We start from the raw sequence: 11,749 nt of genomic DNA on the forward strand, positions 1-11,749 counted from the left end.
GCGCAGGGTCCCTGGGCCCAAATCCGGGCCCAAGCTCGTGTCGGCACGGCTCACCCCACCCCCCGGCCCGAACTCGGCGCCGTGCCCAGCCACTTCGCGGCGGCCTCGGAGCGGCTCGTGCTGTGGAGCTTGGCGAAGATGCGGTTGATGTGGTTCTTGACCGTCTTCTCGCTGATGAAGCAGGCTGCGGCGATCTGCTGGTTGGTCATGCCGGATGCGATGAGGTCCATGATCTCCGCCTCCCTCGCGCTGAGTTGGAAACGCGACCTGTCCGATGACGACTGTCCCGACTGTGCCACAGATGATTGCAGTTGCGAAAGCCCTTTGAGGGGAATTGGCTTTGCGGAGAGCGGCACATGAGGGCTTACGTGTGCATTCGCATCGCGTAGCTGGGTCAGCAGGGCGCTCGCCGCCGTGGGGGTGAGGTGGGTGCGGCCCCGCGCGGTGTCCCGTACGGCCGCGGCGAGCTGGTCCGCCGTGAACTCGCCGTGGACGAGGTAGCCGTCGGCTCCCCTGCGCAGCGCCTCCTGGACGGTCTCCGGTTCCCCGCTGTACGTCAGCATCAGCACCGGGGCGAGCGGGACGAGGTACGGGAGCGCGGAGATGCCGTCCACGCCCGGCATCCGGACGTCCAGCAGGACCACGTCCGGGCGGTGCCGGCTCGCGGCCTCGTAGGCTTCCCGGCCGTCCGCCGCCTCCGCCACGACCGTGAGGTCCGGGCGGCCGGAGAGCAGCGCGGTGAGGCCCGCTCGGACCACCGGGTTGTCGTCGGCGACGACGATCCGGAGGGGGGTGGCCGGGGCCGTCGGGAACAGCGCGATCGGTGGGGTGGGGTGCTCGGGGTCGTCCGGCATGTCGCGGCCTCCTCTCGTGGGGTGGGGGGTCGTCATCGGTGCGGCTGCGGGGGTGACAGGGGGAGTTCGAGTCGTACTTCCGTGCCCTTCGCGTCCGCGCCCCCGCCGATGCGGAGGCGGGCGCCCACCGACTCGGCGCGTTCCACCATGCCGACCAGGCCGAAGTGTCCGGAGCGGCGCAGTTCGTCGAGCGTGGTGTCCGGCGGGAGTCCGCGGCCGTCGTCCCGGACGCTGATGCTGAGCAGTCGGTGGTCGGGGTCGATGTCCGCCGTGACGTCGACCCGCGTGGCCTCGGCATGCCGGTGGGCGTTCTCCATCGCCTCCTCGGTGATGGTGAGCAGTTGGCGGGCCACGGGGGGCGGGACCGGGAGGGCGGGGTGCGGGGGGTGGGGAGGCCGGTAGGTCGTGGGGAGCGTGGTGCGGTCGGTGAAGTTGCGTGTGCGGGACGCCAGTTCGTCGAGCACGTCCGTCGTCGCAGACGGGTTCCCGCGCAGGTCGGTGAGGAGTTCACGGGACTCCGCCGCCGCTCGGCGGGCCGCCCGGGCCACGAGGTCGGCCTGCTGCCGGAGCAGGGCCGGGTCCGGGTCGGGGGCCGCCGCCGACGCCGCCAGGCCCTCCGCCGCCAGGGCCACGCCGTGCAGGGTCTTCGCCACCGAGTCGTGCATCTCCCGGGCCAGGCGGGCCCGTTCCTCGCCGATCGCCTCCGTCACCGCCAGGCGGGCCTTCATCGCGGTGAGGGCCTGGGTCGCGGTGCCGAAGCGAAGCAGGAGGCCGCGCAGGGTGGAGCCGACCGCGCCCGTGATCACGCAGAAGCCGGGGAGCAGAAGGACGTCGGCGGGCGTGGTGTTCGGGTGCGGGAGGGCGGTCTGGGCCAGCAGGAGGATCAGGGACTGGAGGGACGCGAAGACCGCGGCGCCCCGCCAGCTGTAGGCGATGCCGGCGAGGAGGGGGGTGCAGACGCTGACGTAGGCGAGCGTGGTGTCGGGGCCCGCGGAGATGAGGAGGAGGCTCGCGAAGAGGGTGTCCGCGGCCAGGAGGGTGGGGTGGCGCAGGAGGAGAGGGCCGAAGCGTTCCCAGTCCCGGAAGAGGGCGTAGGAGACCATGAAGGTGACGACCACCGCGGCGCCGACGAGCCGGGTGCCGAGGCCGGGGTTGGCGTTGAGGAGGGCGGCGGGGGCGGCCAGGGCGATCATCGCCAGGCGGAAGCCGAAGACCTGGCGGCACATGGCCTGGAGGGCGTTGACCTGGAGGTCCAGTGCGGGTGTGTGGGACTGCGCGTGGTTCGTTTTCCCACCCGCAACACCCGCACCACCACCCGTACGACTTTCGTCGTCGGGTACGGGTGGCCCCGTCTCGGGCTGAGCGCCGTCGGCGGCCGCACGTCCGATCGCATGCACCGGCCTGCGCGCCTGCCCGCCAGCCGCTCGCCCCACCCTCCGCACACCCGTCATCGACATCGCCCGACCCCCTACTTCCCCGTGATCGTGCCGAAGTCGGTGCCCGAGCCCAGCAGGAGCCCCGCCGCCAGCAGGAGCATCGTGGCCGGGACCATGAACGTGGTGATCATCATGGTGGCCTTGGGGACCGCGCGGGCGGCCTTGCGGCGGGCGTTCTGGGCGTCCGTGCGGCGCATGTCCTTGGCCAGCGAGACCAGGGTGTCCACGATCGGGGCGCCCAGTTCCTCGCCCTGCTGGAGCGCCGTCACGAACATCGCCACCTGTTCGGAATCGTTGCGTCGGCGCAGCTCCGCGAAGGCCTGGCGGCGGCTCATGCCCAGGTCCATCTGGCGCAGGGTGATGCGCAGTTCGTCGGCCCAGGGGCCCTCGTACTTGGAGGCCACCCGGTCCAGCGCCTGGCGGAAACCCAGGCCGGCGCTGACCACCACCGCCAGCACGTCCAGGAAGTCGGGGAGGGTGCGCTCGATGACGTCCTTCCTGACCCGGATCGCCGACCAGATGCCGACCTCCGTCCAGAACGCCCCGAACGCCAGCAGGAGCAGGGCCACGAAGATCTGGCCGCGGAGGAGGAAGACGAGGAAGCCCAGGGCGCCCAGGAAGCCGTACACCGCCCGGCGGGCCGCGTAGCGGTTGATGGTGAGGCCGCCGGGGTTGCCCGCGAGGTCGATTCTGCGGCGGTACTTGGCGACCTGCTTGGGGCCCATCAGGCGCAGGACGGCGGGGGCGTAGCGCATGCCCATGCGGTCGATCAGGGAGTCGACCGCGCCGGTGCGGGTCGATCCGACCTCCAGCGCCAGCACCAGGTCGCTCGGCAGTTTCGCCTCCGCCCGGTACATGCGGATGCCGGCGAAGAAGCCCCACACGCTCAGGGCCATCAGCAGGGCCAGTCCGATGCCGATCACAGCCGCCCCCTCCTCAGACGTCGATCCGTGACATGCGGCGGATCAGGATGAAGCCCACCGCGTAGAGGGCGAACGCGATGATCACCGCGCCCTGGCCGAGCGGTGAGCCCGTCATCCGCTCCAGCGCGCCGTCCTTGACGCCGTTCATCAGGAACAGCGAGCCGATGCCGAGGACCGGTACCGCGTACGAGGTCATGTTCACCTGGGAGAGCTGGGTGCGGACCTCGCGCCGGGTCTCCTTGCGTTCCTCCAGCGTCTCGGTGAGGTTCCTGAGGGCGCTGACCACCTGGCCGCCCGCCCGGTTCGACAGCACCAGGGTCGTGACCAGGACCACCAGTTCCCGGGACGGCAGCCGCTTCGCCATCTCGTCGAGCGCGTCCTCCATGGCCACGCCTACGGCCAACTGGTTGGCCACGTTGGCCAGTTCCTCACCGGCGGGTGCCTCCAGCTCCTCGGCCGCCATGCCGATCGCGGTGCGCAGGGCGAGGCCGGCGTGGGTGGCGTTGGCCAGGATGCGGGCCAGCTCGGGGAGTTGGTTGATGAACTTCTCGATGCGCTTCTGCCGCTGCCAGTTGAGGAACTGCACGGCAGCCCAGACACCCGCGAGACCGGCCAGCGGCCCGAAGAAGGGGGCCAGGGTGGCCTGGCCGATCAGCCACAGTCCTCCGACGAGCCCGATCATCGCGGCGAAGAACTCGCCCGGTGTCACGTCAAGTCCGGTGGCCGCCAGCCGCAGTTCCAGCTCCCGGCCGAGCCGGGTGCGGCGCAGCCGGCGGTCCAGGTCGCGGAAGTGCCGGCGGCGGCCGGTGTAGGGCACCTGGCCCGCGGCCGTCAGCCGGTCGACCAGTGCCGCCCGCTGGGCCCGTCCCCTGGCGTAGAAGTGGACGCCCACGACGGCGAGGGCGCACGTCAGCAGGGTGGCGCCGACGGTGAGGCTGACTAGGGTCTGGAGGTCCATGGGGGTGGGTCCTACCTGGCTTCTCGGAGGGCCAACTGGGCCGCGGACTGGGCCACGCCGAAGGCCTGGGGGGTGGGCTGGCTCGCCATGTAGAGGCGGTCGACGGTGCGGCGCGGGAGCGGGAAGTACGCGAAGCGGCCGTAGATCCGGCCGTCCGCCGCCATCGGCTGGGCGTCGAAGCGGGCCACCGTCGCCAGCCGGTACGGCTCGCTGCCGTGGCTGTCGAGCAGGGCGATCTCGGTGATCCGGCGGGCACCGTCGGCGAACCGGGTGAGCTGGATGATCACGTCGACGGCGCTGTTGATCTGGTCGTGCAGGGCCTCGAAGGGGATCTCCACCTCCGACATGGAGGCCAGGGTCTTCAGCCGCATCAGCGCGTCCTCGGCGCTGTTGGCGTGGACGGTGGCGAGGGAGCCGTCATGGCCCGTGGACATCGCCTGGAGCATGTCGAGGGACTCGCCGCCGCGGACCTCGCCGACCACGATCCGGTCGGGGCGCATACGCAGCGAGTTGCGGACCAGGTCGCGGATGGTGACCCGGCCCTGGCCCTCCACGTTCGGCGGGCGGGACTCCAGCCGGACCACATGGCGCTGCTGGAGCTGGAGTTCGGCGGAGTCCTCGATGGTGATGATCCGGTCGCCCTCGGGGATGAGCCCGGACAGGGCGTTGAGCAGGGTCGTCTTCCCGGTGCCCGTCGCGCCGGACACGATGATGTTGAAGCGCGCCTGCACCAGACCCGCCAGCAGGTACAGCATGTTCTCGTCGAGCGAGCCGAAGCCGACGAGCTCCTGGAGCGTGTAGGAGCGGGGGAAGCGGCGGATGGTGAGGATCGCGCCGGTCAGGGAGAGCGGCGGGATGATGACGTTCACGCGCTCGCCGGACGGGAGGCGCGCGTCGACCATCGGGTTCGTCTCGTCGACCCGGCGGTTGACGGTGGAGACGATCCGCTCGATGGTCTGCATGAGCTGGTCGTGGGAGGGGAAGCGCAGCGGCAACTGCTCGACCCGGCCCGCGCGTTCGACGAAGATCGAGTCCGGTCCGTTGACCATGATCTCGGTGATGGAGGCGTCCTCGAGCAGCGGCTCCAGGATGCCGAGGCCGAGCGCCTCGTCGACCACCCGCCGGATGAGCTGCGAGCGTTCGACGGTCGACAGGACCGGCCCCTCGCGGCTGATGATGTGCCCGAGGACCCGTTCCAGGCGGGCCCGGCGCTCGGCCGCCGCCAGCGAGCTCATCTCCGCGAGGTCGATCTCCTCCAGGAGCTTGGCCCGGTAGGAGGAGACCAGGTGGCCGTCCTCTCCCCGGCTGCCGTTCTCCTCGGGGGTGTTGATGCGGGACCGCAGACTCATGGGGGTACCTCGTTCAGTGGTCGAGCGGCATGGTGGCGGTCTTGACGGCGGGGTCGAAGTCCCAGCCGGGCACGATCGACGGGATCTGGACGGTGGCGGTGACGGTGACCGAGTCGCCGCCCCCGCCCTCGGCGCAGTCGACGGACAGCCAGTCGCTGATGGCGTTCACACAGCCTTCCTGGGCGCTCCGGTCCAGCGAGGCGGCCCGCGCCCCGGCCCTGGCGGCCGTGCCGGCCTGCTGGGCGGTGTAGGCGATGAGCCCGATCTGGACGCCGGCCATGGCGACGAGGATCAGGATCGGGATGAACCCCAGGTATTCAAGGGCTACTTGACCCCGGTCGCGAAGCCCTTTCCGGGAGTGCGGCAGTGCATGCTCTGTCCGGGAGTACGGCATCTCAGTCCCTGTCCTCCTCCACCGCGCCCGCGTGGCCCTCCACGTCGAAGGGGAAGCCGATCGCCCCCGGGAACAGGACCGGGACCTTGAGGGTGACGGTGGCCCTGACGTACCCGCCGCCGGTCGTGCAGCTCACCGTGCCGCTCCACGCGCCCGGTAACTTGTCCGTGCCCGCCTCCTGGCATGCCGCCGCCCTCTGCCCGGCCGGAACCGCCGTCCCCGCCCGTGCCGCCTCGTCCGCAGCATTCCCCGCGAGCGAGTAGGTGTACCCCAGCAGCACGAACTGCCACAGCAGCACCAGGGTGACGAGGATCAGCGGGGTCATCCCGAGGAACTCGACGGTCACCTGCCCCTCGTCCCGGCGCGCCCTCATCTCCCCAGCTCCTTGCGCCGCCGGAAGGTCAGTGAGCCCCGCTCCCGGCCGCCGTTGCGATGGGAGTTGGTCTCCGTGCCCTTGACCAGGCCCAGTTCACCGGCGAGCGTCCACAGGGCCTGCTTGACGGTGCCCTTGGCGTCGAGTTCGTGGACCCGGCCCGCGTCGACCGCGCCCTGGAGCTCCTTGAAGTTCGCCGGGATCACGGTCGCCGCGACCCCGGTGCCGGTGATCTTCTGGATCAGCGCGGGCTGGATCTCCGTACCGCGGCTGTGGCGGTTGACGACGACGGTGGTCTCCTCGGCCTTGCGGACCTGGAGGCGGTCCCACATGCGCACGGCGCGTTTGGCGCCGCGTACGGCGACCACGTCCGGGGTGGTGACGAGCAGGGCCGTGTCGGCCATCTCCACGACCGCCGCGCCGGCCCCGCTGAGCTGCGCCCCGCAGTCGACGACGACGACCTCGTAGCGGGAGCGCAGGGCGCTGACGATCTGGCGGGCGGCGCGTTCGGTGACCTCCTCGCCGCGTTCGCCCTCGCCGGGGGCGAGCAGCAGCGCGAGGCCCGTGTCGTGGGGGAAGACGGCGTCGGCGAGGACACGCGGGGAGATGTCGGTGATGGTGGCGAGGTCGACGACCGAGCGGCGGAACTGGACGTCCAGGTAGGAGGCGATGTCGCCGGTCTGGAGGTCCAGGTCGAGCAGGGCGGTGGCACGCCCCGAGGCCTGGGCGGCGAGGGCGAGCTGGACGGCGGTGGTGGTCGCGCCGACTCCGCCCTTGGCCCCGCTGACGGTGACGACGGTGCCGCCGACGCCGGTGAACACGTCGGTGGCGGCGCCGAGGTGCCGGCGTACCCCGGTCGACCACTGGGCGACCGCGTGCACCCGGTTGGCGAGTTCCTCGTAGCCGAGCGGGAGGGCGATGAGGCCGCGGGCGCCGTAGTCCATGGCGGCCTGGAAGAGGCCGGGGCTGACGTCGGAGGTGACGAGGATGACGCCGACGGCCGGGAAGCGGAGGGCGACCTCGCGGATGAGTTCCAGGGCCGGGACGGGCCCGATGCGCTCGTGGACGATCACGACCTCGGGCAGTTCGTCGATCGACTCGGACGCCAGGCGCGCGAGGGTGTCGATGAGCTGGGTGGAGTCGGTGACCGGGGCGACGGGCTCGGCGTCCGGGAGCTGGCTGAGCAGCGTGGTGAGGGAGCGGACCGCGTCCGCGTCGCCGACTGCCGGGAGGATCCTCGTGGGCATGGCGGCCTCTCACTTGTCCTTCGCGAGTTCGTACGTGCGCTGCTGCTCGGGCACGGTCCCGGTCTCGCCCGGCGCGACCAGGGCGAGGCGGACCCGTTTGGCGAACGACTCGGCGTACGTGATGCGCTGGGCGTCGAGGGCGGAGAGCGCGAAGGTGATGGGGCGGGCCTCGGTGGCGGCGCGGGTCCGGTCGTCGGCGTCGGGCTGGAGCGGGGTGAGGTCGCCGACGTCCAGGACGCGCGCGTTCGTCACGATGATCTTGGACTGGTCGGGGTCACCCTCCTTCTGCCCCTCGAAGGTCGCGTACACGTTGACCGCGGAGCCCGGTGTGATCTTGCCGGCGACGCCGGTCGCCGCGTCGATCATGATGGCGACCTCCTGCTGCCCGGGCTGGAGCGCGGGCTGATCGACGATCATGTCGCTCTGGAGCAGCGAGCCCTTCCTCAGGGTCGTCACGGCGATCTTGTCGCGGATGGCGTCGAGGTCGGTGATCGCGTTCGCGGAGAGCCAGCGCTCGGGCATCTCGGTCTTCTCGAACTGCGCCGCGGTGAGCCGGGTGTAGGGCTCGATGTCCTTCTTGACCTCGTACGCCGTGACCTCGGGACCGACCTTGGACTTCACGTCGTCGATGACGGAGAGCACGCCGGCGAAGGCCGCGAGGGCGCCCAGGACCGACAGGAGCAGGAGTATCACGCCGCGGCGCTGACGGGAGTTCATGAACCGTACAACCTCGTTGGGGGGCTCGGTCGAGCGGAATCGGGGACGGGGGCGATCCGGTACGGCTCACCCGGCGGGCAGTTGCTGCTGTTGCCGCTCCTGCTGGAGGGCCGGTGGCACCGGTGCGGTGGCAGAGCAGAAGACGCAGCGGTCTCCGATGACGTCGATACCGCACCAGTGACAGATGTTCTGCCGTACCGAGGTGACCAGTTGGTAAAGGACGGACAGGTCGGGCAGGAAGGTGCAGAACTCGATCAGCTTGCCGGTGCCCCACCACTCGGCGGACTCGGCGGGCAGCGGAGTCTCCCGCAGCCCCTGGATCCGCCAGGACTTGGCGAGGCTGCCGGAGACCCAGTCGGACTGGAGCTGGCCGCGGGCGACGAGCATGGAGGTGGCGAACTCCGGGCCGGCGAGGGCCGCGTCGGGGGCGATTCTGACGAGCTGCGGCTGCGGGTGCGCGAGCACGGCGAACTGGCTGCCGGGCACCCATGACTTGGCGTGCGACTTGAGTCCGACGGGGACCCGGTCGAGCTTGGCCACGGAGCCGAGGAGGGCGCCCGCGTGGAGGTAGTGGGTGAGCAGCCGGCCCGCCGAGGCGAGGACGCCGGGGCTGAGGTCGCAGGAGGCGAGCTGTCTCAACTGGCGCGCGAGGACGGCGAGTCCGAGGGGCGGCAGCTCGGGTCGGAACAGGGCGATGCGGTCGCTCTCCAGGAGGGACCGCACGGTGCGCAGCCGCTGGTCCACGGCCGGGGGCACGGCACGGGAGTACACGACGACCACATGGCCGTGCTGGTCGATCAGCGCCTGGAGGACGGCGAGCGAGTGGTCGAGCGGCTGCCGGTCGAGGCCGTCGAGCACGACGGCGGGCAGGGTCCGCTCGTCCTGCGCCGGCAGCGCCATGTCGGCACCGGTCACTGCGATGGCAGTTGGCACGCGCAGCTCCCCGTATCCCATGCCCGTGGGTCCGACGGATCACTCCGGCGCACCCGGTCGACTTCACTGCGTGACTACCTGAGCACTGTAACCACGGCTCTGTGACCGGAGAACAGCGATTCTGTGACTTCCTGACCTGTGTGCGGGATCAAAAGCGGGCGATTCCCGCCTAGATGGGGCGCACTTGCCACGTGCGCGGGCCGGAGAAGGGCCAGTTGCGTCCACCTCCCTTGACAGAAGATTGGTCTGGACCAACTCTCTTGTCATGCCCATACTCAGCAGAAGACGGCTCGGGACGACCCTCGTGGTCGCGGCCCTCGCCCTGGGGTTCGCGGGCCCCGCCTCCGCCGCCGACGTCAACAACGCGAAGAACGCCGGATTCGAGTCCGGCCTGTCGGGATGGACCTGCTCCGCGAGCAGCGGTACGACGGTCTCCTCCCCCGTGCACGGCGGCTCGGCCGCGCTGAAGGCGACCCCGGCCGGGCAGGACAACGCCCGTTGCTCCCAGACGGTGGCGGTGAAGCCCGGCTCGACCTACACGCTGAGCGCGTGGGTGCAGGGCGGCTACGCCTACCTGGGCGCGACCGGCACCGGCACGACGGACGTGTCGACCTGGACCCCGGACTCCGCCTCCTGGAAGCAGCTCACGACCACCTTCACGACGGGCGCCTCGACGACCTCGGTGACGGTGTACACGCACGGCTGGTACGGACAGGCCGCGTACTTCGCCGACGACGTCTCGGTCTTCGGCCCGGACGGGGGCGGTGGCGGCGACCCGGCACCGACGGTCCCCGCGGTGCCGGGCGGCCTGACGGTCTCGGGCACGTCGTCCTCGTCGGTCTCGCTGGCCTGGAACGCGGTGTCGGGGGCGACGGGCTACAACGTCTACCGGGACGGCACGAAGGTCACCGCGGTGACGGGGACCTCGGCGACGGTGACCGGGCTCGCCGCGTCGACGTCGTACTCCTTCCAGGTCACGGCGACGAACGCGGCGGGTGAGTCCGGCCGGTCCGGGAGCGTGACGGCGAGGACGGCCGCCACGGGCAGCGGCGGGGGCTCGGTGCCCAAGCACGCCGTCACCGGGTACTGGCAGAACTTCAACAACGGGGCCACGGTCCAGAAGCTGTCGGCCGTGCAGTCCCAGTACGACATCATCGCGGTGGCGTTCGCGGACGCGACGACGACTCCGGGTGCCGTGACCTTCAACCTGGACTCGGCCGGGCTCGGCGGGTACACGGTCGACCAGTTCAAGGCGGACATCAGGGCGAAGCAGGCCGCGGGCAAGAAGGTCATCGTCTCCGTGGGCGGCCAGAACGGCACGGTCGCGGTGAACGACACGGCCTCGGCGGCGAACTTCGCGAACTCGGTGTACTCGCTGATGCAGACGTACGGCTTCGACGGCGTCGACATCGACCTGGAGAACGGGCTCAACGCGACCTACATGTCCCAGGCGCTGCGGTCGCTCGCGGCGAAGGCCGGCAGTTCGCTGGTGCTCACGATGGCACCGCAGACGATCGACATGCAGTCGACGTCCAACGCGTACTTCCAGACCGCGCTGAACGTGAAGGACATCCTCACCGTCGTCAACATGCAGTACTACAACAGCGGTTCGATGCTGGGCTGTGACGGCAAGGTCTACTCGCAGGGCTCGGTGGACTTCCTGACCGCCCTGGCCTGCATCCAGCTGGAGGGCGGACTGGCGCCGTCCCAGGTCGGCCTCGGCCTGCCGGCGTCGACCAGCGGGGCGGGCAGCGGCTATGTCTCCCCCACCGTGGTGAACAACGCCCTGGACTGCCTGACGCGCGGGACGAACTGCGGTTCCTTCAAGCCGGCCAGGACGTACCCCGACCTGCGGGGCGCCATGACCTGGTCGACGAACTGGGACGCGTCGGCGGGCAACGCCTGGTCCAACGCGGTGGGACCGCACGTGCACGGCCTGCCGTAGCCGTGGGTCAGGACGCGTCGGTCGCGTGGTCGGGGCGGCCGTAGCGCCCTGCCCGTCACCGTCGTACAGGTCGGCGCCCGCCTCTCGCGTCCGCGCGCGAGGCGGGCGCCGAGGCAGTTGAGGCGGCGTCCACCGTCACACCAGCGGCCGGTAGTACCCCAGCACCGGCGCCAGTTGGGCGAACCAGCGGCCCAGGGTGTCGCGGCTCTTCGCGTCGACCACGCACTCGTAGAAGCGGCCGTCGAGGTGGATCACGGCCACCATCAGGGTCTTGCCGTTCGGTCCGGCCTTGTAGTGGACGCTGCGGATCTCGTGCCAGGGGAACTCCGCGGAGGCGCCGTGGTCCTCGAAGGCGACGCCCGCGGAGTCCACCACGACGGAGTTGTGGCGGTCCACGGCCATGAACTCCGGTCCCTCGACGGCCTGTTGCGGAGGCGGTGCGGCGAAGGCCGACGGGGGCGGGGGCGGTCCGAAACCGGGGGCCGCACCCGGCGGGGGCGGCGGCGGGGTGCCGTACGGGTGGGGCTGGTCGCCGTAGGGCGGTGGCTGGGTGGTCATCGTGGTGGCCCCTGGGTGGTGGTGTGGTCCGGTGCAGAGGATATCCGCCGATTCGGCACCCG

General features: G+C 71.1%; 12 protein-coding genes. 1 reads left to right on the top strand and 11 read right to left on the bottom strand.

All coding sequences use genetic code 11. The features are described from left to right. Nucleotides 1–50: 50 nt before the first annotated feature. The 10 genes from ACIQJT_RS23440 to ACIQJT_RS23485 form a co-directional block, all read right to left on the bottom strand. The gene (locus ACIQJT_RS23440) at nucleotides 51–854 is read right to left on the bottom strand and encodes a response regulator transcription factor (protein WP_365455375.1); all 804 of its coding nucleotides are present in this window, start codon (nucleotides 852–854) and stop codon (nucleotides 51–53) included. 32 nt (nucleotides 855–886) lie between these two features. Then, nucleotides 887–2,305 carry a sensor histidine kinase gene (locus tag ACIQJT_RS23445; protein ID WP_402646513.1) on the bottom strand — a complete coding sequence of 473 codons (1,419 nt, stop codon included), beginning with the start codon at nucleotides 2,303–2,305 and terminating at the stop codon, nucleotides 887–889. Between the two features lie 17 nt (nucleotides 2,306–2,322). Further along, the gene (locus ACIQJT_RS23450) at nucleotides 2,323–3,210 is read right to left on the bottom strand and encodes a DUF5936 domain-containing protein (protein WP_402646516.1); all 888 of its coding nucleotides are present in this window, start codon (nucleotides 3,208–3,210) and stop codon (nucleotides 2,323–2,325) included. A gap of 16 nt (nucleotides 3,211–3,226) precedes the next feature. After that, entirely contained in the window at nucleotides 3,227–4,171 is a 945-nt protein-coding gene (locus ACIQJT_RS23455) for a type II secretion system F family protein (RefSeq protein ID WP_402646364.1), read from the bottom strand. 11 nt (nucleotides 4,172–4,182) lie between these two features. Next, nucleotides 4,183–5,520 (bottom strand): CpaF family protein, encoded by a 1,338-nt coding sequence (locus ACIQJT_RS23460; RefSeq protein ID WP_053852757.1) that lies wholly within the window; start codon nucleotides 5,518–5,520, stop codon nucleotides 4,183–4,185. 13 nt (nucleotides 5,521–5,533) lie between these two features. Next, nucleotides 5,534–5,914, bottom strand: a complete 381-nt coding sequence (locus ACIQJT_RS23465) for a TadE/TadG family type IV pilus assembly protein (protein WP_402646367.1) — start codon at nucleotides 5,912–5,914, stop codon at nucleotides 5,534–5,536. Nucleotide 5,915: 1 nt separating this feature from the next. Then, nucleotides 5,916–6,287: a TadE/TadG family type IV pilus assembly protein gene (locus ACIQJT_RS23470; RefSeq protein WP_365455386.1), complete on the bottom strand. Its 372-nt coding sequence runs from the start codon at nucleotides 6,285–6,287 to the stop codon at nucleotides 5,916–5,918. Further along, complete coding sequence (locus tag ACIQJT_RS23475) at nucleotides 6,284–7,534, bottom strand: CpaE family protein (protein ID WP_402646370.1); 1,251 nt, start codon at nucleotides 7,532–7,534, stop codon at nucleotides 6,284–6,286. The genes ACIQJT_RS23470 and ACIQJT_RS23475 overlap by 4 nt, the downstream gene beginning before the upstream one ends. A 9-nt stretch (nucleotides 7,535–7,543) precedes the next feature. Beyond that, nucleotides 7,544–8,251, bottom strand: coding sequence for a Flp pilus assembly protein CpaB (cpaB, locus tag ACIQJT_RS23480; RefSeq protein ID WP_365455392.1), 708 nt, complete (start codon nucleotides 8,249–8,251; stop codon nucleotides 7,544–7,546). Nucleotides 8,252–8,317: 66 nt separating this feature from the next. Further along, complete coding sequence (locus ACIQJT_RS23485; RefSeq protein ID WP_365455394.1) at nucleotides 8,318–9,205, bottom strand: hypothetical protein; 888 nt, start codon at nucleotides 9,203–9,205, stop codon at nucleotides 8,318–8,320. A 244-nt stretch (nucleotides 9,206–9,449) separates the two neighbouring features. On the opposite strand from ACIQJT_RS23485, the gene ACIQJT_RS23490 reads away from it, so the two are divergent. Continuing rightward, nucleotides 9,450–11,129 (top strand): chitinase, encoded by a 1,680-nt coding sequence (locus ACIQJT_RS23490; RefSeq protein WP_402646374.1) that lies wholly within the window; start codon nucleotides 9,450–9,452, stop codon nucleotides 11,127–11,129. A 135-nt stretch (nucleotides 11,130–11,264) separates the two neighbouring features. On the opposite strand, the gene ACIQJT_RS23495 is transcribed toward ACIQJT_RS23490, so the two are convergent. Then, entirely contained in the window at nucleotides 11,265–11,687 is a 423-nt protein-coding gene (locus tag ACIQJT_RS23495; protein ID WP_365455399.1) for a hypothetical protein, read from the bottom strand. Between the last annotated feature and the right edge of the window lie 62 nt (nucleotides 11,688–11,749).

It is taken from the genome of Streptomyces sp. NPDC091972 (assembly GCF_044756385.1).
Classification (GTDB): domain Bacteria; phylum Actinomycetota; class Actinomycetes; order Streptomycetales; family Streptomycetaceae; genus Streptomyces.

Coding starts and splice junctions, on each gene's coding strand:
- ACIQJT_RS23440 (WP_365455375.1), bottom strand. CDS start 854: ATGCCGGACGACCCCGAGCACCCCACCCCACCGATCGCGCTGTTCCCG.
- ACIQJT_RS23445 (WP_402646513.1), bottom strand. CDS start 2,305: ATGACGGGTGTGCGGAGGGTGGGGCGAGCGGCTGGCGGGCAGGCGCGC.
- ACIQJT_RS23455 (WP_402646364.1), bottom strand. CDS start 4,171: ATGGACCTCCAGACCCTAGTCAGCCTCACCGTCGGCGCCACCCTGCTG.
- ACIQJT_RS23460 (WP_053852757.1), bottom strand. CDS start 5,520: ATGAGTCTGCGGTCCCGCATCAACACCCCCGAGGAGAACGGCAGCCGG.
- ACIQJT_RS23465 (WP_402646367.1), bottom strand. CDS start 5,914: ATGCCGTACTCCCGGACAGAGCATGCACTGCCGCACTCCCGGAAAGGG.
- ACIQJT_RS23470 (WP_365455386.1), bottom strand. CDS start 6,287: ATGAGGGCGCGCCGGGACGAGGGGCAGGTGACCGTCGAGTTCCTCGGG.
- ACIQJT_RS23475 (WP_402646370.1), bottom strand. CDS start 7,534: ATGCCCACGAGGATCCTCCCGGCAGTCGGCGACGCGGACGCGGTCCGC.
- cpaB (WP_365455392.1), bottom strand. CDS start 8,251: ATGAACTCCCGTCAGCGCCGCGGCGTGATACTCCTGCTCCTGTCGGTC.
- ACIQJT_RS23485 (WP_365455394.1), bottom strand. CDS start 9,205: ATGGGATACGGGGAGCTGCGCGTGCCAACTGCCATCGCAGTGACCGGT.
- ACIQJT_RS23490 (WP_402646374.1), top strand. CDS start 9,450: ATGCCCATACTCAGCAGAAGACGGCTCGGGACGACCCTCGTGGTCGCG.
- ACIQJT_RS23495 (WP_365455399.1), bottom strand. CDS start 11,687: ATGACCACCCAGCCACCGCCCTACGGCGACCAGCCCCACCCGTACGGC.